Source organism: Hymenobacter terrenus (genome assembly GCF_000972495.1).
GTDB classification, from domain to species: Bacteria; Bacteroidota; Bacteroidia; order Cytophagales; family Hymenobacteraceae; genus Hymenobacter; species Hymenobacter terrenus.
Genome location: NZ_LATM01000039.1, coordinates 1 through 25451 on the forward strand (window position 1 = coordinate 1; position 25451 = coordinate 25451).

At 55.9% G+C, this 25451-nt stretch carries 22 protein-coding genes; 15 read left to right on the forward strand and 7 right to left on the reverse strand.

Features of this window, described 5'->3' with window-relative positions:
- Positions 1-300 precede the first annotated feature (300 nt).
- Complete coding sequence (locus WX88_RS24130) at positions 301-855, forward strand: HNH endonuclease (RefSeq protein WP_052733055.1); 555 nt, start codon at positions 301-303, stop codon at positions 853-855.
- Between the two features lie 1294 nt (positions 856-2149).
- Here the strand turns inward: WX88_RS24130 and WX88_RS29100 are convergent.
- Positions 2150-2953, reverse strand: a complete 804-nt coding sequence (locus WX88_RS29100; protein ID WP_072053097.1) for a helix-turn-helix domain-containing protein — start codon at positions 2951-2953, stop codon at positions 2150-2152.
- Positions 2954-3277: 324 nt separating this feature from the next.
- The gene (locus WX88_RS24135) at positions 3278-5005 is read right to left on the reverse strand and encodes a L,D-transpeptidase family protein (RefSeq protein WP_052733056.1); all 1728 of its coding nucleotides are present in this window, start codon (positions 5003-5005) and stop codon (positions 3278-3280) included.
- A 380-nt stretch (positions 5006-5385) separates the two neighbouring features.
- Between WX88_RS24135 and WX88_RS24140 the strand changes: the two genes are divergently transcribed.
- The 3 genes from WX88_RS24140 to WX88_RS24150 all read left to right on the forward strand — a co-directional run bounded on the left by WX88_RS24140 (position 5386) and on the right by WX88_RS24150 (position 9412).
- The gene (locus WX88_RS24140; protein WP_046247000.1) at positions 5386-7206 is read left to right on the forward strand and encodes a M1 family metallopeptidase; all 1821 of its coding nucleotides are present in this window, start codon (positions 5386-5388) and stop codon (positions 7204-7206) included.
- 97 nt (positions 7207-7303) lie between these two features.
- Positions 7304-8227, forward strand: coding sequence for a cyanophycinase (locus WX88_RS24145; RefSeq protein ID WP_046247001.1), 924 nt, complete (start codon positions 7304-7306; stop codon positions 8225-8227).
- Between the two features lie 198 nt (positions 8228-8425).
- Positions 8426-9412: an aldo/keto reductase gene (locus WX88_RS24150; protein WP_046247022.1), complete on the forward strand. Its 987-nt coding sequence runs from the start codon at positions 8426-8428 to the stop codon at positions 9410-9412.
- Between the two features lie 74 nt (positions 9413-9486).
- Here the strand turns inward: WX88_RS24150 and WX88_RS24155 are convergent, their stop codons facing one another.
- Positions 9487-10482: an isoaspartyl peptidase/L-asparaginase family protein gene (locus WX88_RS24155; protein ID WP_046247002.1), complete on the reverse strand. Its 996-nt coding sequence runs from the start codon at positions 10480-10482 to the stop codon at positions 9487-9489.
- A gap of 124 nt (positions 10483-10606) precedes the next feature.
- On the opposite strand from WX88_RS24155, the gene WX88_RS24160 reads away from it, so the two are divergent.
- Positions 10607-11026, forward strand: coding sequence for a DUF3127 domain-containing protein (locus WX88_RS24160; protein WP_046247003.1), 420 nt, complete (start codon positions 10607-10609; stop codon positions 11024-11026).
- 82 nt (positions 11027-11108) lie between these two features.
- The gene (locus tag WX88_RS24165) at positions 11109-11735 is read left to right on the forward strand and encodes an AlbA family DNA-binding domain-containing protein (RefSeq protein WP_046247004.1); all 627 of its coding nucleotides are present in this window, start codon (positions 11109-11111) and stop codon (positions 11733-11735) included.
- 405 nt (positions 11736-12140) lie between these two features.
- Here the strand turns inward: WX88_RS24165 and WX88_RS31580 are convergent, their stop codons facing one another.
- A complete protein-coding gene (locus tag WX88_RS31580) occupies positions 12141-13703 on the reverse strand; it encodes an alpha/beta hydrolase-fold protein (RefSeq protein WP_072053098.1) in 1563 nt (520 codons plus the stop codon).
- Positions 13704-13846: 143 nt separating this feature from the next.
- Between WX88_RS31580 and WX88_RS24175 the strand changes: the two genes are divergently transcribed.
- From WX88_RS24175 to WX88_RS24210, 8 genes are all read left to right on the forward strand, one after another.
- Positions 13847-14551, forward strand: coding sequence for an alpha/beta fold hydrolase (locus tag WX88_RS24175; protein ID WP_046247005.1), 705 nt, complete (start codon positions 13847-13849; stop codon positions 14549-14551).
- Positions 14552-14649: 98 nt separating this feature from the next.
- The gene (locus tag WX88_RS24180) at positions 14650-15819 is read left to right on the forward strand and encodes an ATP-grasp domain-containing protein (RefSeq protein ID WP_046247006.1); all 1170 of its coding nucleotides are present in this window, start codon (positions 14650-14652) and stop codon (positions 15817-15819) included.
- Positions 15820-15913: 94 nt separating this feature from the next.
- Complete coding sequence (locus tag WX88_RS24185; RefSeq protein WP_046247024.1) at positions 15914-17011, forward strand: carboxylate-amine ligase; 1098 nt, start codon at positions 15914-15916, stop codon at positions 17009-17011.
- Positions 17012-17190: 179 nt separating this feature from the next.
- Positions 17191-18015: a type 1 glutamine amidotransferase gene (locus WX88_RS24190; RefSeq protein WP_046247007.1), complete on the forward strand. Its 825-nt coding sequence runs from the start codon at positions 17191-17193 to the stop codon at positions 18013-18015.
- A 32-nt stretch (positions 18016-18047) separates the two neighbouring features.
- Positions 18048-19238, forward strand: coding sequence for a hypothetical protein (locus tag WX88_RS24195; RefSeq protein WP_046247008.1), 1191 nt, complete (start codon positions 18048-18050; stop codon positions 19236-19238).
- An 84-nt stretch (positions 19239-19322) separates the two neighbouring features.
- Positions 19323-19850 carry a YkvA family protein gene (locus tag WX88_RS24200; RefSeq protein WP_052733057.1) on the forward strand — a complete coding sequence of 176 codons (528 nt, stop codon included), beginning with the start codon at positions 19323-19325 and terminating at the stop codon, positions 19848-19850.
- A 334-nt stretch (positions 19851-20184) separates the two neighbouring features.
- Complete coding sequence (locus tag WX88_RS24205; protein WP_046247009.1) at positions 20185-20484, forward strand: hypothetical protein; 300 nt, start codon at positions 20185-20187, stop codon at positions 20482-20484.
- A 102-nt stretch (positions 20485-20586) separates the two neighbouring features.
- Positions 20587-21411: a DUF1571 domain-containing protein gene (locus tag WX88_RS24210; RefSeq protein ID WP_197076920.1), complete on the forward strand. Its 825-nt coding sequence runs from the start codon at positions 20587-20589 to the stop codon at positions 21409-21411.
- 208 nt (positions 21412-21619) lie between these two features.
- On the opposite strand, the gene WX88_RS24215 is transcribed toward WX88_RS24210, so the two are convergent.
- Positions 21620-22492: an SDR family oxidoreductase gene (locus WX88_RS24215; protein WP_046247011.1), complete on the reverse strand. Its 873-nt coding sequence runs from the start codon at positions 22490-22492 to the stop codon at positions 21620-21622.
- A 183-nt stretch (positions 22493-22675) separates the two neighbouring features.
- Here WX88_RS24215 and WX88_RS24220 point away from each other — a divergent pair, with 183 nt between their 5' ends.
- Entirely contained in the window at positions 22676-23554 is an 879-nt protein-coding gene (locus WX88_RS24220) for a Rossmann-fold NAD(P)-binding domain-containing protein (RefSeq protein WP_046247012.1), read from the forward strand.
- 696 nt (positions 23555-24250) lie between these two features.
- Here WX88_RS24220 and WX88_RS24225 read toward each other — a convergent pair.
- Complete coding sequence (locus tag WX88_RS24225; RefSeq protein WP_156176400.1) at positions 24251-24505, reverse strand: hypothetical protein; 255 nt, start codon at positions 24503-24505, stop codon at positions 24251-24253.
- Positions 24506-24855: 350 nt separating this feature from the next.
- Complete coding sequence (locus WX88_RS24230) at positions 24856-25437, reverse strand: hypothetical protein (RefSeq protein ID WP_046247014.1); 582 nt, start codon at positions 25435-25437, stop codon at positions 24856-24858.
- Positions 25438-25451 lie beyond the last annotated feature (14 nt).

Genomic DNA, 25451 nt, shown 5'->3' on the forward strand with positions numbered 1-25451 from the left:
AATACGCTTCTCTCTACTTCTGACTGGCTCTCTGTTTAGGGAAGCGTACACACTCACTCCCCCTGGCTAACCCTTGACACTGCTGCTCTCTCCTATAGAGAAGAGTGTATGATCCAAGTGAAAAGCTAGACCTGAGCTGGAAGCTGACCAATCCTGACTAACCCCTGAGGCCCTCTGATAAACCCTTCTCAAACCCATGTAAACGGCCCATCAGACGAACCAGCCCTAAAATAATGCTCAAACCTGCCTAAAAACAGCCCATGCCAGCACACTTTCTACCTGTCCTACAGATAGATAAGTATGAACAACACCACCACAGACACTCTAGCAGCTAACGAAACCTACGAATACATGATCTATACCTTCCAGGATGACAAGTTCATAGCCTGGAATGCAAGAGAGGTCAGCAACTATCCCAACTACTACATCACTGACTGCGGCAGAGTCTTCTCGACCAACATCAACAGGTTCCTCAAACCCTCCATCAAGACTGGCTACAGGTCAGTATCCCTATCAAACGCTGATGGCTCTAAAAGATTCTGCATCCATCGACTAGTTGCTCAACACTTCGTCCCTAATCCAGAGAGCAGACCTTTCGTAGATCACGTAGACAGAGACAAGCTGAACAACCATGCATCCAACCTCAGATGGTGCACCCCTCAGCAGAACTGTTTCAACCAGACCAAGAAGAGTAACAAGACCTCTCTATACATGGGAGTCTCCGCCAATCGCTCTGGATCCTACTCAGCCGCCATCAAGCTCAACGGAAAGAAGATCACCATCGGAAGCTTCCCAACTCAACAGGCGGCATCAGAAGCGTATCAGAAGGCGAAGCAAGAGATTCATGTCTACTAGCCATCAAATGACAAAGCCACTCCTCATCGGGGTGGCTTCTCTTGTATTATCGGAATGGTGAGGGAAGATGCCCGAAGCTCCTTCAAGCGGCTCCACCTTGTATCCAATCTTGTATCCGTGATGAGGGAGGGAAAGGAATCAGGAAGCTTCGAAAGCTCAGTAACTGATTGGATCCCTTTGCCCTTAGAACCGACCGGCCAACCAGAGAGTTGCGCGGGTCAGTTTCATGCTGCGAAGGTAACCTGTCGCTGCCAAATGAACAACCGTAGCCGCTGTTGCCCCCGCCTTTTCGAATAGGTCGCCCCGGTTTCAAGCCAGCTCATACCCGACGGCTGGTTGGCTCCCGGCGAAACGACAGCGCAGTTTTCGCGCATTTACATTTGACAACACTCCTGTCCGGCACTGCCGCTGGCTTCAAGCACGGGCGCGGCTTTAGGATGCCCTCCAATAGCGGTATTACCTGCCGTGAAGCACTGCTGCCTAATTGCTCTACTTTACAGCAGCGCCGGGCATTTTTATCGCTCAATGTTTTAGCAAGAGGACCGGCATACATCAAAATGCATTAGGACTTTTACAAACCGCCTTTTGGTCAATAATATTAGCTCGCTCACTCATTTATGCGTATCAATCCTCTGGCTATCGCTCTCATTTTTCAGAAACAGCAATACTGATAGAATAGCCAAAATTAAGGCAGCAAACTCCCGATACTTATTATCGCTCAACTTTCATTAGCACAATCTAATCCATTGAAAAACAATAGCATATTGAACAAAAATCAAATTTCCTAAAAGCCTGCCACCCAACCCCACGGAGATTAGTAAACGGCACAATTAAGTATAGCACTTACCCTGAGCTATTCAATTGGTAAAAAGCGGATTTGTTTAGTGGTCATGGGGCCCGCCTCGTCAGCATGACAAATTGTATTAAACTAACCCAACCCGCCTGTGAGTACGGACGGCGACTAGTAGCTAATGGCTCGTAGAAGTCACCGGTAATATCCCAAAAGGAACACAGACGAGATGGGCCAACAGGGTTGCGGCAGCAATATTAAGATCAATACAGCGGCTGCTAGCGCGGTTCTTCGGTCAATGAACAGTAGGCCTCGATCAACGCGTCCCCACGCCAGGCGCTCGTTCGGGCCGGGCCGCAGACGACCGAGGCCGCCCTACGAAGGCGTCACTATTGGTACACTAACCTGAGCCCACTCATAGATGACTCCCCGTCTTGTCGTAGCACTCATACCGTATTGCCCTGGAAGTATATCCAGCGCCATGGCAGGGCTGAAAGCCCGGAGCTACTCGGGCTGGTAATCGGCGAAGGAGCCGTCGCGGTAAAAAATCACAATTCGCCGAATAGGCTTTTCAGTTCCGGCGAACAGGGCCGCAGCCACCGAGTCAGCGGTGGGCTGCTGCTCATTCGAAGTAGCGGGAGCAGGAGTGGGTGTTGTTGCAGCAGGAATGCGCTGCTCAATCGGCTCACTGATAGTTGCTGTTGGCTGCTGGGTGGCAACAGGTGCCGCTGTTGGCACTTCAGGCGCAGGCTCTACTACCAGTGTAGGGTCTGCAACGGGGGCCGGAGCACTTGTTTCTGGTGAAGTTGTGCCTGTGGGCTTTGGTGCAGAAGTGACGAAGCGCCGGGGCATCGGTCGGGGGCTCGAGACTGTCCGCGTCACGGGTGGCACTGGTGGCGTGGCGACAGGCTGCAGGGCACTATAACTATACTGATTAAGACTCTGGGTAGCCATCTCAGCCGCGGGGCTTGCTAAAGGAGGCCTTGATAGTGCATTCGGCTCTCTGGCAGGCATTTGTGGTACTGGCGGCGCGCTCACTGGCGCGGGTTGTTCCGGTGGGGTAGGCTGGGGTGCGGGTGTGGGTTGGGCCGCCGCTCCGGCGGCGTACATGGGGCCGGTCCCGTTGAGTAGCCAGGGCATGGACAGTTCCGGCATGGCGGCCAGAATGCGCTGCACTACTTCCAGACTAGGCTTATTGCGCCCGGAGAGGATGTGGCTCACAATCGGGCGGGCAATGCCGATGACATCAGCAAACTGCGTGGGGGTAAGCTGCCGGGTTTCCAGCAATGTCCGAATGCGCTCAACCATGGTTGCTTCTTTTGATTACAAATGTAGCAACAATTGTTTGGACAGCAGAAATGTCAAGAATTATTACAGGTGTTTACAAATGATGTCCAGTATATACCACTCTTATTTACAGATGTAAAAACAAGAGTTGGTTTACTATTCTGCATCTCCTCTTATCACAATTGTAATCAATCATTTTTCTGTCTATCCGCTGAGTACCCACTAAAAAAGCCCAACAACTATGCAGTTGTCGGGCCTTTTTTAGTAGCTTGTTTAGCTGTTCAACCGGCCGCTCGGGCACCGTATTTCGGGCTGGGGCAGGATGCGGCAGAATGGGATTACGAGCTAATCGAAGTACTCCCGAGCGAGCTTCTTATCGAGGCCATAGATGTCATCGCGGAAGTGCGGATGGCCAGCGGCATCAGCCCAAGCGGTAAAATACACTAGGTACACGGGCAGCTTTTCCTTGAGGGTAATATACTTTTCGCGACGCGTGGCGATGGAATCGAGAATGGTTTGCTCGTCCCATTCGGGCCGGTTGCGGAGTAGGTAGGAGGCCAGTTTGATGGGCTCTTTTACCCGCACGCAACCATGGCTGAAGCTGCGGTTGCTTTGCGAAAACAGCTCGTCGTGGGGCGTATCGTGCAAGTAGATATCGTTGGAATTTGGGAACAGGAACTTCACATCGCCGAGGTCATTCTTCGGGCCGGGGCGACGGCGCAGGGTGTATTTGAAAGTTGCCTGAGTGACGTTGGCCCAATCGATAGTGGTTGGGTCTATTACTTCGGCTTTACGGCCCCAGCCTTTTACCACCTCCATATCGAGGCGGTCGAGGTAGTTGGGGTCGGCCACCAGGTTACGGCGAAGCTCATTTTCGATAATGCTGAAGGGCACGTTCCAGTAGGGAGCCAGCACCACATACTCCATTTTATCGCTGAAAATGGGCGTCTCGTGAAGCACTTTTCCTACGATTACGGGCATCCAAAAAGCCTCTTTTCCTCTCTCGATTACGTGCAACGTGTACTCCGGAATATTCACCAAAAGGTAGTCCGGCTCAAACCGCTTGGGAAGCCAGCGCCACCGCTCCATGTTCAGAATAAGCTGGTCGATGCGGGCCTCAATGGGTACATTGAGCTGGCGCAGGGTCTCGCCGCTGACGATGCCGGTGGGCTTGAGGCCGGCATCCTGTTGAAATAATTTCACCGCCTTCACCAGTTCCGGGTCGTAGGTTAGGGCTACGGGCGTGGGGTTATGCCGGGCGGTATCGGTGGGTAGGGCAGCGGCTTCGGCCCCACCGGAACTATCGAGTAGCCGCTTGCGCAAGGCCGCAACTGCCGACGACGACTGCCCGGGCCGGAGGTTGAGACCAGCTGGCAAGATGGGCCAGCCGCCCGCCCGCTCCTGGGCCCGGTAGGTAGCCAAGGCTTTTTTCAGCTGGTCGTACTCGGGGTGCAGAGGGGCAAACTCGTAGTAGTTGTAGCGGCTTTTGCGCTCCCCTAGGAAAGTCAGCAGGGCCTTATGAAGCTTGATTTTATTGGGCTTTACCTGCCACAATGTACTCTTGGTATCGCGCGGGTTGGCCACTCCACGGTAGTAATCCGAGGCCCATTTCAGATAAGTCCCGGTGAGGGCTACGTCAATCTTGCGCTCCAACGCATTACGGCGCGCGGAATCTGGCCGGGCCTTTTCCAGCTCGGCAAACAGTTTTTTGAAATCCTTAATCTGGTAGTCTTTAGGCTTAAGCCCTTCATCCTGAGCTTTAGCAATAATATCCTGTAAGGTCTGGGCTTGGGGGACCGGTTGGTGGTTTTTGAACCATCCTAACCGGAAACTTCGCTCACGGTAGAAACGACGCGCTGCCAGCAGGTGCGGCTTGAAGGCCGGCTCGCCCCGGATGGTATTGATGACATACGTGCTATCGAGCAGGGGCTGCCGATCAGTCAGCGCCGAGCCAGCCCCTTCCTTATCGCCGGACCGATTCTGGTCGGAGCCGCAAGATTGTAGGGTGAAGCTAGCTAGCGCTGCGACTAGCAACACCCATAGCAGGGAAGTAAAACGAAACAGAAAGGACATTGAATGAATTAGAGCAAACGGAGCAAAAGCCCCACGCAACCCCACCGAAAGCTGGGCGTTGTACTGCCAAGCTTTCGGTGGGGTTGCGTGGGGCCGCTCGTAAGCAGTCCGTCCGCAAAGTACGCCATTAGCAGGTATAGCCTGCTACAGCATTGGCGGCAATCGTGCCAACTTCGTTCTTCCAGCGGCTCAGGCCCTGCGCTGCTCTTTCGTTTCGGACGTGGCCAAGCCCAGCTCAGGTGACGAAAGAAGCTCGAAAAGCCATTATTGAGACCGCCTCCTAGTCATATCATATCCTTGCTCAGCAGACGGTGCTGGCGGACGCCCGACGCTGGATATTTTTCCGGTCTTTTGAAACCCGTAACCTCTTTGATTTCCCCATGGCCCCTCCTACTGTTTCGCCAATGCAATTGCCCACCGACCCACACAGCCACGCCGGCAGTAGCCCGGTACGGGTGCGTCATCTGGTCCTCGACCTACTGGTTGACTTTGACACCCGCAGCCTGACCGGTAGTGCCACCTGGCACCTGGCCAATCCAGACGCGGCCCCCGAGGTGGTATTCGATGTGCGCGACCTGACCATAGCGTCCGTGGAAAGCGTCGATAGTGATGGCAACGCCACAACCGCCGACTACACCCTAACCACCCCCGACCCGGTACTCGGCCAGGGCCTGCGCGTAAGCTTGGCTGGCGCTACCACGCTACGCATCGGCTACCGCACAGCCCCGACGGCAGCGGCTCTGCAATGGCTGGTGCCCGCCCAAACGGCCGGCACGCAGCCGTTCCTCTTCACGCAGTCGCAGGCCATCCTGGCGCGCACCTGGCTGCCCTGCCAGGACTCCCCCGGCATCCGCTTCACCTATGAGGCCAGCGTGCGCGTGCCGGCCCACCTCCTGGCCCTGATGAGCGCCGAGAACCCCCAGCAGCTAACTGCCAGCGGCGAGTACCGATTCCGCATGGCCCAGCCGATTCCGGCCTACCTCATGGCCCTGGCGGTGGGCGACCTGGCCTTCGCCCCGCTCAGTGCCCGGACGGGCATCTACGCCGAGCCCGCCACGCTGCCCGTCGCCACCCACGAGTTTGCCGACTTGGAAAAAATGGTGGCCGCCGCCGAGCAGCTCTACGGCCCCTACCGCTGGGACCGATACGACTTGCTTGTGTTACCACCCAGCTTTCCCTTCGGTGGAATGGAGAACCCGCGATTAACATTTGTAACACCAACCATCCTAGCCGGTGACCGCAGCTTGACCAGTTTGGTCGCCCATGAGCTGGCTCATTCCTGGTCAGGCAATCTGGTTACAAATGCAACGTGGAATGATTTCTGGCTAAACGAAGGGTTTACGGTTTATTTCGAACGGCGCATCATGGAACATTTGTATACCGGCGAATATGCTGATATGCTCCAGGTATTAGGGCGCGATACCTTGCACCATACCATCGCGGAAATCGGGGAAGCAAGCCCAGATACCCACCTCCGCTTGAACTTAGCCGGACGCGACCCCGACGAAGGGCTGACCGAGATTGCCTACGAAAAAGGCTGTTCGTTGCTGCTCACTCTGGAGTCGCTCGTGGGCCGCACCCACCTCGACACTTTTATTAAGGAGTACTTCGCCCACTTCAGTTTTCAGGCGATGGACACTGCTACTTTCCTGGACTACCTCCGCACCGAACTCCTTAATAAGGAGCCCGGCCTTGAAGCCAGACTACAGCTCAGCGACTGGGTCGATGGTCCGGGCCTGCCGACGAACGTTCCGGCTGTGGCCTCGCGCCGGTTCGCCGCCGTCGACCAAGTGCTGGCCGAGTTGTCGACCGGGACCGCGCCAGCCACCCTCCTTGCCGGCACCGCCGACTGGAGCAGCCACGAATGGCTCCATTTTCTGCATGGCCTCCCACCCACCCTTTCGGCGGCCCAACTACAGTTGCTGGACGAGACGTTTCAGTTCACGGCTTCGGGCAATGCTGAAATTCTTGCCGCCTGGTTTCCGCACACCTTGCGGGCCGGCTACGCGGCGGCCACTCCGGCCCTGGAGCATTTTCTGCGGCACGTGGGGCGGCGCAAATTTATCGTGCCGCTCTACCGGGCCCTGCTGGCTACCCCCGATGGCCAAGCCCGAGCCCACTATATATATGGAGTGGCGCGCGCCAACTACCACTCCGTAGCCACCAGCACGCTCGATGCGCTGCTAGCCGAGCGGACATAAGGTCATCCGGCCCGAACTTTGCCCCGGGGCTTCGCTCTCACCCGGCTGCCGCGTCGGCACCGATACTTTTGCATCTCTCAGTTATTTTATTTATCCGTTGAAAAGCATCATTCCTCTCGGCAAGCTTATCGCCGTTGGCGGTAACGAAGACAAGGGAACCTACCCCAATCCCCGCACCCGCCGCAAATACTACCTCAACTTTTTCGAGTTGGGCATTCTCAAACGCATTGTACTGGAGTCGGGCAAGCTCGACCCGCGCATTGAAGTCATCACCACGGCCTCCATGATTCCGGAGGAGGTCGGCCCCATTTACACGGGCTCGTTTGCCATGCTCAACTGTCTTAACGTGGGCATCATGGACATCCGCACGCCCGAAGATGCCCGCCAGCCCGAGTATCTGGAGCGCATGCTGGCAGCCGACGTCATCATGTTTTCGGGCGGTAATCAGTCGCGGCTGCGCGAAATGTTTGGCGAGACGGATTTTCTCGACCGCATGATTCAGCGCTACTACTCCGAACCCAATTTTGTAATTGCCGGCACCAGTGCCGGGGCCATGGCCATGTCGCAGCACATGATTCGGGGCGGCTCCGTGCCCGATGCCCTGCTGAAAGGCGCCGTGAAAATGGGCACCGGCCTGGGCCTACTGCCCGCGGCCATCGTCGATTCGCACTTTGTGAAGCGGGGCCGGTTTGGCCGGCTTATCGAGTCAGTCGCGCTCTACCCTAAGCTCATCGGCATTGGCTTGGGCGAAGACACGGGGGTACTTATCACGGAAGGAAATTGGGTAGAAACCATTGGCTCTAATCTGGTTATCATTCTGGATGGCCACAACATCCAGCACAACAATGCGGCCGCGGCCAAGAAAGGCACCGTACTTTCCATCGAAAACGTGACCATGCACGTGCTGGCCAAAGGCAATGTGTACGACATGCGCGAGCGGAAATTCTACGCCAGCAAGGACGCGCTGGCCACCCGAGCGCCAGTGCCCACTCCCGTGGATGCAGATTCGACGGTGGAGTAGTCCCCAGCAGAAAACTGCCGCTGCGGACGTATCCTGGTACCTATCACTAATCGAGAAAGTCTGCTTATCGTCCGATGAGCGGGCTTTTTTGCTACTCTGGCACCCGTAATCCGTACGTTAATCCGAGTTACTTGGCTTTTCAGGGAGTTGGTGGTGCCAATTTCCCCCAATCCCTTCATTCGTAAGCACCTCATTCTAATGAAATACCGCAAGCTTGGCAAAACCGGATTTTCCATTTCTGAAATTAGTTTGGGCACCTGGCAGGTGGGTGGCAAATGGGGGGAGCCATTCAACCACGACAATGCCGATAAGATTCTGAACGCCGCAGCCGATGCGGGCATCAATTTCATTGACACTGCCGACGTATACGGCGATGGCGAAAGTGAAAAAGCCGTTGGGCGACTCGTGCGCGCCCGCTCCGAGCGCATTTATGTGGCCACCAAGTGTGGGCGGCGGCTACAGCCCCATACGGCAGCGGCTTACCAGCCCGCCGTACTGCGGCAGTTTGTGGAAGACAGCCTGCGCAACATGCAGCTCGAGACCCTCGACCTCGTGCAGCTGCACTGCCCGCCCACGGAGGTTTACTACCGCCCGGAGGTTTTCGAGCTATTCGACCGGCTTCGGGAAGAAGGTAAAATTCAGCACCTTGGCGTCAGCATTGAGAAAGTGGAGGAAGGACTGAAAGCTATCGAATTCCCCAACGTAACCACGGTTCAGCTGATTTTCAATATGTTTCGGCAACGCCCACCAGAGCTGCTATTCACAGAAGCCGCGCGGCGCGACATCGGCCTGATTGTGCGGGTGCCCCTGGCCAGCGGCTTGCTAACCGGCAAATTCTCCTCCCAAACCAATTTTTCGCCCGAAGACCACCGCAATTTCAATCGGCAGGGTGAGGCCTTCGACAAAGGCGAAACGTTCTCCGGGGTGGACTATGCCACAGGCCTTGAAGCGGTGGAGGAGCTGAAAAAAGTATTTCCGGACCAACCCCGACTCGCCGCCTTTGCCTTGCGCTGGGTTCTGATGTTCAACGAAGTAAGCTGCATTATCCCTGGCGCTTCCAGGCCCGAGCAGGTTCTCCCAAATCTGCAAGCTGCTGAACTACCGGAACTGTCAGAGGAGCAAATGCGGGCAGTGCGGGATATTTACGACCGTAAAATCAGGCCGCTGGTGCATTACAGCTGGTAAAGTATTTCACCCTCGACTACAAACAAATTGACCAGAGCATCAGCGGATACATCTGTTGAGCTACGGCCAATACCTTATTTATAGATGGCCACTTCGGCCTCTTCTCCCTCGCTACGGCTGGCGCGGTACATGCCCTCCGAATTGAATGGCAAGGTCACGTTCCCGGCCGCATCTACGGCAATCAGGCCGCCTTCGCCGCCGGCCGGGGCCAGCTTATCGTGTACTACAACGCGGCAGGCTTCTGCCAGCGACAAGCCCTTGTATTCCATCAAACAGGCTATGTCATAAGCAGCTACAGCGCGGATGAAGTACTCACCGTGCCCCGTACAGCTGATGGCACAGCGCGCATCGGCCCAGGTGCCGGCTCCAATGAGGGGCGTGTCGCCGATGCGGGCATAGCGCTTGTTGGTCATGCCACCGGTGCTGGTGGCGGCGGCCAAGTGGCCGTGCTGGTCGCGGGCCACGGCGCCCACGGTGCCTTTTTTCCAGTTGGGGTCGGGCGTGGCCGTGAATTTATCGGGTTCGTCGAGGGGAGCGGTGGCGGGCAGAGCAGGCACCGGAGCGAGGCGGGCCTGGCTGTGGTCGAGGCGCATACGGCCTTCGCGCAGGGCTTCCTGAAGCTGGTTGTAGCGATGCTGGGTGAAAAAATATTCGGGCGGCTGCAACGGCAGGCCGTGTTCACGAGCCAGCTCGTCGGCGCCCGGATAGGCCAGCAACACGTGCTCGGTTTGCTCCATCACCAAACGGGCGGCGCGGATGGGATTTTGTACCTGCCGCACACCCGCCACGGCTCCGGCCAGGCGGGTGTGCCCGACCATGATGGCGGCATCCATCTCATGATGACCTTCGTGGGTGAACACGGCCCCGCACCCGGCATTAAATAAGAGGCAGTCTTCGAGGTTGCGCACGGCGGCTTCCACGGCATCGAGGGCAGCGCCACCTTGCTGTAGGATGCCGTACCCGGTATTTAGAGCAGCTTCGAGGGCGGCGCGGTATTCGCGTTCGGAGTCGGGAGTGAGCGAGGCGCGGGCAATGGTGCCAGCCCCACCGTGAATAGCGAGTGCGAACATGAAGGAATAAAAAGTGGGGAAATACGCCCCCAAAGGTAGCTGGCGGGAACGGGCAGCCGACTCCTAGTGTTTTTTTTCGTAGGTTTGATGTTCAAGTTTTCTAATTCCAAAACACCCCATTTTTATGGCATACGACGTAACCGGCCGGCTGCACGAAATATTTGACGAACAGCAGGTAAGCGAAAAATTTCGCAAGCGCGAGTTCGTGCTGGAAGTCCAGGACGGCCAGTATCCCGAGCATATTAAGTTTCAGATGGTTCAGGACAAAACCAGCCTCATCGACCCCTACAAAATGGGCGACGAAGTGAAGGTAACCTTCAACCTGCGCGGCCGTGGTTTCAACAAAAACGGCCAGATGCTGTACTTCACCAACCTGGAAGCCTGGAAGATTGAACCTGCTTCGGGTGGCAACGCCGGTAACAGCTATGGCGGTGGTCAGCAGCAAGCAGCTTCCCGTCCGGCGCCCCAAAACCAGAACCCCACGTTGCGTGCCCAGCCAGCGGCGCCCATCGCCAGCGACGACGACAACGACCTACCCTTCTAGTTTTATTGGTCAATTAGTATAAAAAATGCCGCCCTTGTTTCAGGGGCGGCATTTTTTGTGCCTTGTTATCGTATAATAAGGCATGGATTTACACGAGCTAATTGCGCGGGGCGAGGGCGAGGAATTAGAATTCAAACAGAAAACCACGCACCCGCACCGCATCTCGCGCACGCTGGTGTCGTTGGCCAATACCCGGGGTGGTCGGGTGCTGGTGGGCGTGGACGATGCCGGCCGCATCATCGGCGTGCGCGACGCCGAGGAGGAATTATTCGTGCTGAGCGAGGCAGCCCAGCACTACATCGAGCCCCCGCTAACCACCTTGCGTTTCCGCGAGTTGGAGGAAGATGGCCGCATCGTGCTGGTAGTGACCGTGCCCGAAAGCCTCAACAAACCCCACCGCGCCCAGGTAGCGCCCGATGACTGGCGCGGCTACGTGCGCGTGCGCGATGCCAGCGTTCAAACCAGCGGCCTCACTGAGAAAGTACTGGAACGCCAGCAGCCGGAATCCCGATTCGAAAAAATCCCGCTCAACAAGCAGGAGTTGGCCGTCATCGACTACCTGAAAACCCACCCCCGCATCACCCTGGCGCAATTTATGAAGCTGGTGAATTTCGGCAAGCGCCGTGCTTTCCAAACCCTGATTAAGCTCGTGCTGCACGGCTATATTCGCCACCACGACAAGGAAAAAGAACCGTACTACACGCTCTGAACCAAGCATTCGCGTGGATTTTTTCGGATTCCACGAATTTTGTAGACAATAACAGTCCGGCTTCTACATCAAATGAAAAAAGCCACTCGCTGAGTGGCTTTTCCTTTTTGGGCCTTTAACGAGCAGAAGCTAATCGGGTCGGGCGCTAATTACAAAACCCGTGGAATTCGAACAATCCGCGCCCTTACTCCTGCTTGCGGGCACGCGCAACTTTTTTCTCTTCTTTCTCAGCTTTTTTCTCTTTCAGAGATTTAACGGGCTCTTTCTTTTTCTCTTTGCGGGCATCTTGAGCTTTGGCCATAATTGAAAAGAATTTTAGGTGGAAATTTACTGGAGTTGTGAGGGCTTCAACGCAACGCAAGGCGGTGTGTTGTGCCGAGCGAAGGTAGAAATTTTGTCGAAAACCTACAGAATAGGTTCGTACCGCTCGCGGATGATATTAAGGTGATGCAGCTCGTGGCCGGCTACGATGTAAACCAGTGCCCGCACCGTGGCCGGCCCGCCATTGGCAGTGCCGCGCCGGTCAAGTTGCTCCTCGGTGAAGCTGTCGAACAGCGACAAGGTGGCGGCGCGGGTGGCATCATATTCGGCCAGAAGGCTGGCGATGGAGCGGGCATTGGCATTGCTGTGGGCCACGTAGTCGTCCTGCTCGAAACCGCGCAAGTCCTGGGCATCGCCGCGGGCAAAGCGCAAGGCACGGTAGGTAAATATCCGCTCGGTATCAATCTGATGCAGCAACATTTCCTTGAGCGTCCACTTGCCCGGCGCATAGGCTTTTTCGGCTTGCGCCTCGCTCAGGTTGGTAAAGATGGTGTGAATTTCCTGAGGCTGCGTGCGCAGAGTTTCGCGGGGGTCGGCCTCGGCTGGCACAAGGTGGATGTAGGCGGCGGAATACGGCAGAAAGTCGCCTTCGACAGGGCGCGTAGTGGACATAGGGGAAGCTGATAAGTGAGCAATAACGTTGGCGGGCTCCGGCGCAGGCTGTGGCAGGCCGAGAGCGTCTGCCACTGGCAACACCAGCGGCACGGGAGTAGCCACAGTAGCTTCGGCCGTGGATGGCAGGATGGCGGGGGCCAGGGCAGGGTCGTATTGCAGGCGCACCACGGGCAGGGGCGGTGGCAATTTTATGATGCCTCCCTCCTGCCCAAACGCCCAAACCAGGAAATCGGGCATGACTCGGCCCCAGGTTTCGGGGTGGTGGTGGCCGCCCTCCACTTGCACGTAGCGTAGGGCCTGAGAGGCATCCAAGCCGCTTTTTATTAATTCTTCAACTAAATCGAGGCAGTCTTCAATGGAATCAATGACGCCGTTTTCGTTGCGGTCGTTGTGCTCGTCGAGCGTGCCGGTTTGCAGCCAGAAACGGTGACTAGAATGCAGCCGGCCAGCCCGCACGAGGCCGTGCATAATGCGGTCGGCGGGCGTGTAGCCGGCGCCCACGGCCCGGTGCCGCCACCAGAACGAGCCCGAAAAGACCCCGGCCCGCGCAAAAGCATCGGGGTGGTGCCAGACCAGATCGAACGCCGACAAGCCCCCGAGCGAAAACCCCGCCATTACCGCTGCCGCGGGGTCGGCCGCCACCTGGTACTGCGCCTGGGCAAAGGGCCGTAACTCCTCTAGTACAAACTGCGAGTATGCGCCGGCCAAACTCCCGCGACCATTAAAATCGGCGTGCGCGGCCGTGCCGTATTCCTGTACTCGCCGCTCATTGGCATGAATACCGATTATTACGAAGGGCCGCACCGCCTGGCGGGCGTATAAGCCATCGAGCGTGGCTTGCAGATTTAGCCGCTCAAAGTCCTGTCCGTCGTTCAGGTATAAAACCGGGTACGGTGCTGGGGCCACCACATCGGCGGGCGGCAAAAGGATGCTCAGTTCCACGTCGCGGGCCAGAAAGCTGGATGCCAGCACTTCCCGGCAAAGCCGGGTGCCGATGGGTGAAGGAAATGGGCTAGGTGTGTCAGAAAGCATCAAACAAAGTAACGCAGCCCACTTGAGTTGAGGCCTAAAATCAAAATTAAAAACTCTGAATGTAGCCCGTCTATTATTTCTTTACTAGTTTGCCGTACCGCTTAAAATAAGATACTCCTCGCCCCACCCTTTCCCAATTTATCGTGCAGGAACAACATCGCCGCTTCTACTCCCACCACCTCGGTCAGGACATCGACATGCTCGTATTCGGCACCTGGGGCTATCCGGTGGTCATTTTCCCCACTTCCGGCGGCCACGACAACGAGGCCCGCGACTTCAAACTCATCGAAGCGGCCCGCCCTTTGGTGGAGGCTGGCCGCGTCAAGCTCTATTGTATCGACAGCATCGACAGGCATTCCTGGTACGCCAAGCACCTGGAGCCCCGCATCCGGGTGCAAAATCACGTTTTTTATGACCAGTTTCTGAGCGAAGAGCTGGTGCCCATGCTCCAGCGGGAATGCAATGTTGATAAAATTGGCGTAGCCGGCTGCAGCTTTGGCGGTTACCATGCCCTCAACTTCGCCTTCCGCCACCCAAACCAAGTGGCCCACTTATTTACCATGGGCGCGGCCTTCGACATCCGCCAGTTTGTGAATGGCTACCACGACGACAACGTGTATTATAACAACCCGCCCGAATACCTCCCCGGCGCCCACAGTGAGCATTTCCAGTGGATGAACATCATTCTCGGGACGGCGGAGCATGATTTCTGCAAACATGCCAACTTCGACATGGCGCGGATTCTCAGTGAAAAAGGCATTCGCTACACCCTGGATGTGAAGCCCTTTGGTGACCACGACTGGCCCGTGTGGCGCGAAATGTTTCCCCAATACCTCAATACCATTTAAAGTCCGTCATACCATCCGGCCACCACTTACCGAAACATGACCCCCTAAATTTCTCAACCCATTATCACCTCAGAAAACGAGCAAAATACCCTAACCCCATGAAAAAAATCGGTATCCTTTTCGGCCAGGAAAACACTTTCCCCCAAGCATTTGTCGACCGTGTTAACGCGAAAGCGCCCGCTGATATTCGCGCTGAGTTTGTGCAAATCGACCAGGTCGAGCAGCATGTAGCCCCCGACTACGCCGTCATTATCGACCGCATTTCGCAGGACGTACCCTTTTACCGCGCCTACCTCAAGAATGCCGCGCTGATGGGCACCGCCGTGATTAACAACCCGTTCTGGTGGTCGGCCGACGAGAAATTCTTTAATAATGCTTTGGCCGTGCGCCTCGGGGTGCCGGTGCCCAAAACCCTGCTCCTGCCCAGCAAAGAGCGCCCCACCGATACCAACGAGCGCAGTTTCCGCAACCTGGCCATGATGGACTGGGATGCCGCTTTCCAGCACATCGGCTTCCCCGCCTACATGAAACCCCATTCCGGTGGCGGCTGGAAGAGTGTCTACAAGCTACACTCGCCCGAGGATTTTTTCCGGGCTTATGACGAAACCGGCCAATTGGTGATGCTTTTCCAGGAAGCAGTGGACTTTACCGACTACTTCCGCTGCTACTGCATCGGCGGCAAGGAGGTGCTCATCATGCCCTACGAGCCCCGCAACGAGCCACACCTGCGCTACGCCACCGAGATGAAAACGACGGGCGAGGCCGGCGAAAAGCTGCTCGCCACCATGAAGGAGTACGTATTGAAACTCAACGAGGGTCTCGGCTATGATTTCAACACCGTGGAGTTTGCCGTACGCGACGGCATTCCGCTGGCCATCGACTTCGGGAACCCGGCTCCGGATGCCGATATTAATTCGGTGGGTGAGAAGAACTTCGAATGGGTGGTAGAAGCCGCCGCCAACATGGCCATCGAGCGCGCCATCGCCCAGAAGCCCGGCCAGGACAACCTCACTTGGGGCACTTTCGTGCACCCGCACCGTGCCAAAGCTGCTGCCACGGAGTTCACCATCGCCGAAGTACCCACAGTAAAAAAGCCTGCCGCCCCCAAAGCTGCCGCTCCCAAAGCCGCTGCTGCCCCTAAACCAGCGGCCAAACCCGCGGCTGCGCCAGCCGTAACTGAGCTGGCGGAAAAGCCGGCGGCCGCTAAAAAAGCCGCTGCGCCCAAAGCGCCTACTGCGAAAAAGCCTGCTGCGAAAAAGGCCGAATAATTTCCTCTGAGCCGGCCGTACTCAGCCCCCCGCGCCAGCGGGTTGGGTACGGCTGTGCTTATCCTTTCCTTTTTAATTCGTCCCGCCCATGGCCATGCCCGTGTTTACCCTCGGCATCGAGGAAGAATTTCAGACCATTGACCCCCAAACCCGGGAACTACGCTCTCACCTTTCGCAGATTGTGGAGAATGGCAAAATCACGCTCCACGAGCAGGTGAAGGCCGAAATGCACGAGGCCGTAGTGGAAGTGGGCACCAATATCTGCCAGAATATCAACGAAGCCCGCACCGAAGTGCTGCACCTGCGCCGCCAAGTAATTGAGCTAGCTGACAAGCAGGGGCTGAAGATTGGAGCGGCTGGTACGCATCCCTTCTCACGCTGGCAAGACCAGCCGATTACACCCGATGTGCGCTACGACAAAATCGTGGAGGAGTTGCAGGAAGCCGCCCGCTCCAACCTCGTGTTCGGTATGCACGTGCACGTCGGTATTGAGAACCGCGAAATGGGGGTGTATATGATGAATACGCTGCGGTATTTTCTGCCGCACTTGTTCGCACTTAGCACCAACTCTCCCTTTTGGGAAGGACGCGAGACGGGCTATAAATCCTTCCGTACCAAAGTATTTGAGCGATTCCCGCGCACCGGAATCCCTAGTTTCTTCCACAGCGCCAGCGACTATGATGAGTTTATTGCGCTGCTGATAAAAACGGGCTGCATCGACAACGGCAAAAAAATCTGGTGGGACGTGCGTCTGCATCCCTTCTTCGACACCATTGAGTACCGCATCTGCGATATGATGATGCGCGCCGATGAAACGATTGCCGTGGCGGCTATTATGCAGGCTTTGGTGGCTAAAATCTACAAGCTCAAAGCGCAGAACCTCAATTTCCGCATCTACCGCAGCGCGCTCATCAAGGAGAATAAATGGCGTGCCGCCCGCTACGGCCTCGATGGTAACATGATTGATTTCGGTATTCAGGAAGAAGTGCCCACGCGTAAGCTGATTCTGGAACTGCTCGATTTCATCGACGACGTAGTGGACGAACTCGGCAGCCGCCACGAAGTAGAATACGTGCTGAAGATGATGGAGATGGGCACCGGAGCCGACCGCCAGCTCCGGGTATTCCGCGAAACCAATGATTTGAGCAAGGTTGTTGATTACATCATGGCTGAAACTGCCCACGGGCTATAGCTGAAGTACCTTTGCCTTCGCAACGCCAGCCGCTAGGTTGGCGTTGTTTCTTTTTTAAACCGAGCTACGGCTCAGCTTTTCCTAAGTGATAACCACAGTAATTTCAATAATTGCTGAATTGAAAATTATAGCTTTATTTTGTTATAATTACCCAAAAACTGCTGTTAATTAATTGATTTATGGAAGCTATTCGCATTGCCATTCTGGATATGTACAACAACGCGCCGAATGAAGGCATGCGCTGCATTCGGCAGTTGTTGGCACGGGGCGCCGAGGAAAACGGCGTGCCTTTTATTGTTGACACCCTCAACGTGAGGGCCGAAAACGCCGTGCCCGGCCTGGAATACGATATTTATATTTCATCGGGTGGTCCCGGCAGCCCCTTGGCGTCGGACGAAGCCTGGGAGCCTCGTTATTTCAATTTCATCGACTCTTTATTAGCGTATAATAAGGTGAATGAGCAGAAAAAGCACCTGCTGCTGATTTGCCATTCCTTTCAATTGGTGAGTCGGCATTTGGGTATTGGCGAAGTAAGCCGACGCAAATCCACTTCGTTTGGCGTACTGCCGGTGCACCTCACCCCGGCCGGCCTGGCCGAGCCCGTACTACAGGGCCTGCCCGACCCATTCTACATCGTGGATTCGCGCGATTATCAACTCATTCACCTCAACCCGAACCGCCTCGATGAGTTGGGAGCCGAGGTGCTGTGCCTGGAAAAGGAGCGTCCGCACGTGCCATTGGAGCGCGCCACCATGGCCATTCGGTTCACGCCCGAAGTATTTGGTTCGCAGTTTCATCCCGAAGCTGATGGCGACGGCATGCTCCGCTACATGCTCACCGATGAACGCAAGCAACAGGTAATCAGCAGCTACGGCGAGGATAAATACGAGGAAATGATCCATCTCCTCGCCGACCCTACGACCATTGAGCTGACCGAATCTGTCATTGTACCTACTTTTTTACGGCGCGCCGTGGCTCAACTGGGCCAACTCACAGCCGCCTAACTTTCTTCCATTCTATCAGCCGGACCTACCCTATGATTCCTGAGCACCGTCACACGTACAACGCTGCTTTTACCAACGAGCGCTACCAGGAAATGTTGGCTGATATTGAGCAGCAGCTTCCCGGCCAGCTGGACTTTCGGGTAGCAGAAACCCCAATATTTATTCCAGCTTTATTAAAGAAAAAGTTAATTAAAGCCGGTGATGATATTATTGAAGTTATTCAGCAGAACAACTTCAAAGAGTTAACCGAAGCGGCCATTCCGGCGCACCAACGGGTACCCGGCGACGAAGGCCGCCCCGAGTTTCTAACGTTTGACTTCGCCGTGTGCCGCGATGCTAATGGCGAACTGGAGCCGCAGTTGATTGAGATGCAGGGCTTTCCATCACTATATGCGTTTCAATCCTGGCTGCCAGGTATATTTCACCAGCATTTTCCGATTGCGGATACCGTTTCGGCATTCCTGGAAGTAGCGAACGAAGAAGAATATTGGGCTGAAATGCACCGTTTTTTATTGGGAAATGAAGCGTCGGAAAACGTTATTTTACTGGAAATTTATCCCGAGAAGCAGAAAACCCGAATTGATTTTGCTTTGACTAAAAAATTCTGGGGAATTGATGCGGTTTGCCTCACCAAAGTGCGTAAGAGTGGCCGTCAATTATTCTATGAAAAAGATGGCCGCCAAATCCCCATTAAGCGCATTTATAACCGGGTTATTTTCGACGAATTAGAGCGCTACCCAAACCTGCCGGGTGAATTTCGCCTAACCGACGACGTAGATGTAACCTGGGTAGGGCACCCGAACTGGTTCTTCCGCGTCAGCAAATACACGCTGCCGCTGCTCAGTGGGCCGTTTGTGCCACCTAGCTATTTTCTCCACGAGCTCAGCTCCTACCCTGCCGATTTGGAGAACTACGTGCTCAAGCCCCTATTTTCCTTTGCCGGCGCAGGGGTGCGCCTGCACGTTACGGCCGAAGACCTAGACGCGCTGCCCGATAAGCAGCACTACCTGCTGCAACGCAAAGTGCATTACGAGCCCGTGGTGCAGTCGCCCGACGGCTTGGTGAAGGCCGAGATTCGCCTGCTCTACATCTGGCACTCCGACCAGCCGCGCCCGCGCCTGCTCTGCGGGCTGAGCCGGTTGAGCCGTGGTGAAATGATTGGGGTCGACTTCAATAAAAATAAGGATTGGGTGGGTGGTACCACGCCCCTATTTGAGCGGTAGGCAATAGCTGGCGTTTCAGGCCCTGAACAACGCGCCGGGGTGGTTGCGCGTAAAGCCCGACCTAGCACTTCTTACTAGCATTTTATGTCGACTCTCACCGAAAAAGGCCTGCGCCTTTCAAAAAACGCCCTATTTAACGTCTTCATTGGCCGGGCTACCAAGCTGCTAGGTCGCCCCTTCAAGGTTGTTACCATCCTTAACGAAGTCGCCGATAAGCTGGCGGATAAGGAGAATAAGACTAATAAGTTTCGGCAGTTATTCGAAGTAGCCCTCACCATGGTGCGCCTGGTGCGCAGCTACGTGAGCGGCGAGTACCGCCAAATTTCTACCGGCACCATCGTATCGGGACTGGCGGTATTGCTCTACGTTCTTTCGCCGGTTGATTTGGTACCTGATTTTATTCCGGTGCTTGGTTTTCTCGATGATTTGAGCCTTATAAGCTGGTTCATCGGCAAGTTTCAGAGCGAAATCAGCCGGTTTCGGGAATGGGAGGAGCGTGGCCACGGCCAGAGTGCCAGCGCGCGCCGCATCGAAGCCGAGCCGGATACGGCAGCCAAACCCGCTCTTGGGGACGTGACCCAACCCAGCGTGGCCGAGCTGGGCCACTCTTGAGTGGCAAGGCAGGCATTTTGAGGCAAGAATCTACTGTACAATTCCTTACAGCTATTCACATAGAAAGCTCCGGCAGTGGTCGGAGCTTTTTTGTAGTGCCCAGCGTTGATTCCTGACTCGGCAGTTCGCTTTGTTTACTGTGAACCGAGGCCGGAAAGCGGGCGGTAATCGCAGCAGAATGCTATCCTGTTGTGATTACCGCCCGCTTTCCGGCTTCGGCAACCAGGAAATTTTAGATCGAGAACCCGCGTTAAGAAAAGCAGGCGCTCTGCCTGGCATCCTTTAACTTTCGGGCCGCAACGGGGGTTAACCGGTCCGTTGTGCCCCCTTTCTTATGCCTACGTTTGTCGTCTCCATCCGCCTTCCCGAGGCCTACGATGAGGAATTTATTTCCCTCATCCCACGCCATCGGGACTTTATCAACCGCTTGCTCAACGAAAAAATCGTGGAAGTGTACGCCATCAGCAGCGACCGTAGTCGGGGCTGGGTCACCATGAACGGCGACGACGCAGCTGCCGTACAGGCCGTGTTAGAGCAGTTTCCGCTCTATCACTACCTGCATGGCGTAGAAATTGATGAGCTATTTATTTTCGACAGCACAGCCTCACGCTTTCCGCACATCAGTCTCAATTAATAGCTTTCGGCCGGCACCTTATGGCCTGTCCTCTCTCCCCAATTTGAATTTATGGCAGTGTTGGGCCCTACTTATATTACCCGTTTTAGACTACTGTTACCTGTGAGTGCGCTGGCTCTGCTCGCTGCTACAGCACCAACTCAGCCACCTGGCCCCATCACCACGGAGCAGATAACGGCACGGATGAGCACTGCCATTGAAAGCCTGAAATTCTTACGCTGCACGGTGAATGCGCAGGAGCGTGTTGGGAACAAAATCAACCGAGCCCGGAGCATTATGAAACTCACCTATACTCCGTTGCGAATCTATATTAAAACAGACAAGGACGTTGAGGTACTGTGGCTGGCAGGCCAGAACGGCGGTGATGCGTGGGTGTATCCCGCCAGTTTCCCTTACGTCACGCTCAGCCTCGACCCCAACGGCAAGCTGATGCGTGGCAACCAGCATCACACTGCTTTGCAAGCAGGCTTTGGCACCATTTCCGATTTGCTGCGCACCAGTGGCCTGCGCCAGGACAATTCCTATAGCCGCTCCTTCCGCTATACCGGTGATACCACGCTACTTGGCCGCAGCAACTACGTACTGCGCTCCAGTTTCCCCCAATTCCGCTACGTAAGCTACAAGGCCGGCAAAAATGAAACTATTGGTACGGTCGCCGAGCGGTTTGGCTGTGGCGAGTACCGTATCATTGTGCGCAATGGCCTGAACATCGGCGAAAAAATCCCCGAAGGCAAGGTATTGCAAGTGCCCAACGGTTACGGCCGCCGCACTATTCTCTGCATTGACCCCAAAACGTACCTCCCCACCTTGGTGCAAGTAGAAGACGACAAAGGCTTCTACGAAAAGTTTGAGTTCTTCGACGTAGTGCCCAATCAGCCCATCCCGCTGGAAGAATTCAGCAAGGACTACAAAGGATACAAGCTATGACCGCAGATGGAACGGATTTTAACGGAGGGAAACGGATTGTTTGTGGTTCTGCCCTTTATGTGGTTCTGAGTTTATAGGATGATCTAAAAAGGCCGCCCAAAAGGCGGCCTTTTCTATTTTAATTGCTCATTAAAATAACTAAAGATTGAACAGACAGAACCACAAACAATCTGTTTCCCTCCGTTAAAATCCGTTCCATCTGCGGTCCTTAGCGGCGCATGGTTTTTTCGATTTGGTCCCACATATCTGAGGTCAGGAGTTCGAGCTTATTGAATTCGCCGGCTCCATTCAGCCATTCGCCGCCATCGATGGTTACAACCTCACCGTTGACATAGGCCGAGAAATCGGACACCAGATACGCCGCCAGATTGGCCAGCTCCTGGTACTGGCCCACGCGCTTGAGCGGCACGCTGCCAGCGGGGTCAAGCTTGCTGGCTAGCGGCTCGGGGAAGAGGCGGCTCCAGGCCCCTTCGGTCGGGAACGGCCCGGGAGCAATGGCGTTGGAGCGGATGCCATACTTGGCCCATTCTACTGCCAGGGAGCGGGTAATGGCCAGCACGCCGGCCTTAGCCGCGGCCGACGGCACCACATACGCCGAGCCGACGGAGGCGTAGGTCGTAACAATATTGAGAATGGTGCCGGGCTTTTTATCAGCAATCCAGCGCTTACCCACGGCCAGCGTGCAATTGTAGGTGCCACGCAGCACAATGTCGACGATAACGTCAAAGGCCTTGTGCGACAAGCGCTCCGTTGGGCTGATGAAGTTGCCGGCAGCGTTGTTCAGCAATACGTCTACTCCGCCAAATTCCTGAATGGTGCGTTCCAGCATGGCTTCCACCTCGTCGTACTTGCGCACGTCGCAGGCAATGGCCAGCACGTTGCCATTGGTCTGCTGGCGCAATTCTTCGGCGGTTTTTTCGAGTACGTCGAGCTTGCGGCTAGTGATGGTAACATTGGCACCAAGCTGGAGGAAGTAGGTGGTCATGGCCCGGCCGAGGCCAGTACCACCGCCGGTTACAATGATGGTTTTGCCGGCCAATGCATCATCACGGAGCATGGGCTGGGTGTAGGGAGTGTTCATGCGAAAACAAGGGTTGAGGTGGAACATGCGGCTCAATCCGCGGGCCGAAGGTACACGTCTGTTGGTGCGGAAGTTAATCCGGCGCCTCCCTAAATCAGGCCGCCTATTTCCCCTGCTGAATATAGGGTTAATTATTTTATTCGCACCTTCGTGTTGCTAAGAAGACAATTGTGTTGATTTTACATGACTAGTTCCATTTCCGGGGGCTCCACGAGCACAGCATCGGGAGCGGAATTCCCCACCGTATTAGTGCTCGGCTGCGGGTGGCTGGGCTTGGCCCTGGCCCGCTCACTGGTAGCAACCGGCCACCGCGTCTTAGGTACCACTACCTCACCCGAAACCATGGCGACCATGGACACAGCCGGCATTGAGCCGCATTTGCTGCGCCTAGGCCCCGATTTTAATGCGCCTGGCGAAGCCCTCCTCCACCGCCTGCTAAGCGCTGCCGACGTGCTGGTGCTAAACGTGCCCCCCCGCGCCGCTTCAGCTGGCGGATACCCTACGCTGTTGCGACCCGTGCATCGGGCCGTAGCCGCAGCCGGCACCAAGCACGTGTTATTTGTTAGCTCTACCAGCGTGTACCCCGACGAGCCGCGCCTGATGCGTGAAACCGACGCCCTCAGCACCCGCGACGCCGCCTCCGACGTGCTGCGCGCCGAGGGCCACTTTGTGCCCCGCTACGGCCAGTGGAAAAGCACCGTCGTGCGCCTGGGCGGCCTTATTGGGCCCGACCGCGCTCCTGGCCGCTTCCTGGCCGGCCGCCGCGACTTGGCCCAGGGCAATGCCCCCGTCAATCTGGTGCACCTCACCGATGCGGTTGGGGTGCTGTCGGCCATCATTGAGCACGACGTATGGGGCCACACCTTCAACGTGTGCGCAGCCCAGCACCCTGCCCGGCGCGACTTTTATCCCGCTGCCGCCGCATACCTGAAGCTGGAATCCCCCACGTTTAAGGAGGAGAATGGAGTGAGTGGCAAGACCATCGACAGCAGCCTGGTACGCAGCATATTGCCTTATACATTTCAGCACGATGACGTGTTGAAAGCTTTGGAGTACTGCTAAAACTGGGATGGTTGCCCAAAGCTCAGCCATTAATGGCTGAGCTTTGGGCAACCATCCCAGTTTATGATTCTGTCTCGGCGAGCATCACGCCCGGAACTTAGTTAGCAAATAAGTCACCGAAAACAGAGCATTTGGTGTTGCCGTTGCTGGCTAGGCTACCGGCAACGATGGCGGCAAACTCGCCAATAGTTGCCCTTCAGCTGTTTCTCTTGCACAGTTGGCAGGCTTAAATCCCTATGCAAATGCCCGGATGACACGGCTTTTGCAGCCGGATTCTCAGCCCGGAACCGTTACATGGCGGCCTGCCTCAGTCCGAAAGGCCGCATCGTCGTTCGTGCGCGGCTGGCTGCCAGCTGGTTTTTCTGCTTCCAGGACCAAGGGACCTTACTGGCTCCGTGCCCAGTCCTACCCAAGCACCTCCGCAGGCGTGCGACTTGACTTCCCTACGAGTATCCGCTCCAAAGACCTGCCCGTGTACAACTAACGACGGGTACACGAGCCGGCGATAGCTGTAGCGCGACACGAAGAAGCTGTAATGAGGAAGCACTTCACAAATAGTGGAGAGAATCGGAAAAAATAATTCGCATTGTCTCCAACATGGGAGAGAACCTAAAATATTTTTTTTGATTCTCTCCCAGTTTGGAGAGGAAATAAAATATTTTTTCATATTCTCTCCCAGTTTGGAGACAACGTGAATTATTTTTCTTGATTCTCTCCACCCTTTTTACACTGGTCCGCGCCCATTTCAGTGCCTCCACTTATCTGCTCCTGGCCGTGAGCGCCCATTTCGGGCTCAACCGGGCTGAGTTGGGTCGGTCGCGCCGGTGTCGTATCGTTGAGGTAGACATGCGTCAGGTTCCCATCGCCATTAAAATCATCGGCCGTGACTAGCACCGCGTACCCGCCCCCATCAGGCTCGCCGTACCAGAGCTGGTTAGCGTCGAGCCCCACGAGCACGCACGGGTTTGCCTTCTTGCAAAGCCTGAGTCAAGACGCGGGTGAGAGCGGCATTATGCGCAGGACCGGCTGCAGCAATTACCTCCTCGTCCTCTGTATTCAATTTGGGTGGAGCCACGGTGTGGAGGCCACACTGTGAGCGGCGAGCATATCATGGCGGGCCCGTGGCTTGGTGGCGCCAATGAAGTTCGCGGCTTAGCCTCGACGAAACCGCTGGCCAAGGCCAGCGGTAGCAACTCCTCATCACCCCACGCCCGTAGCCTGGCGCATCACCTGCTGCATGGCCTGCACTCCGCCGTTGCGGTAGCTTTGTACCCTTGGAAAGATAGCCGGGCCGGCCTCGTCTACTTGGCCGCGCGTTCTATCCAGCCTAGAAAGTGATGGCCGTAGTGGCGGTAGTACGGCAGCAGCGGCGCGTCGTAAAGCGCCCGTACGCACTGCTGAAGTTCCCGGGCCGTTGCCCGCTCCTCCTCCGTGATTGGGTACGCCGTCACCAACCAGCGCCGTTCTACCACCCGGCACACCAACGGCAAATAACTTATAGTTGCGTTATACCACTCCATTTTTTGTAAATGCCCTCGCTCGATTGGCCCCAAACGTACGCCAGCGTCATCGGTCGTGGCAGTCAATAAGCCGTAGGCGTTCGGAGCAGGTTCTTCCCACCGAAACTTCCCAGACGGGTAGTGAATCCACTGCAAAACGCGCGGGGCGTAGATAGTTCGCGGCACGCCGAGCGTGACGTTGAAGCCGGGACCGGTGTCGTCGCAAAACGCTGACAACACCCATTGCTCCTCACCCACTAGCACGGGCACTGGCGCCGCTTGATAAGACGTTTCAGGTGTAGCTATAAATAAACGCAAGTGGGCCGGCAAGGCACCCATTGCCGCATCATCGGCTTCGGCAAACCATTCTTTAGAGGCTGTCATAAATAGGCTATTGA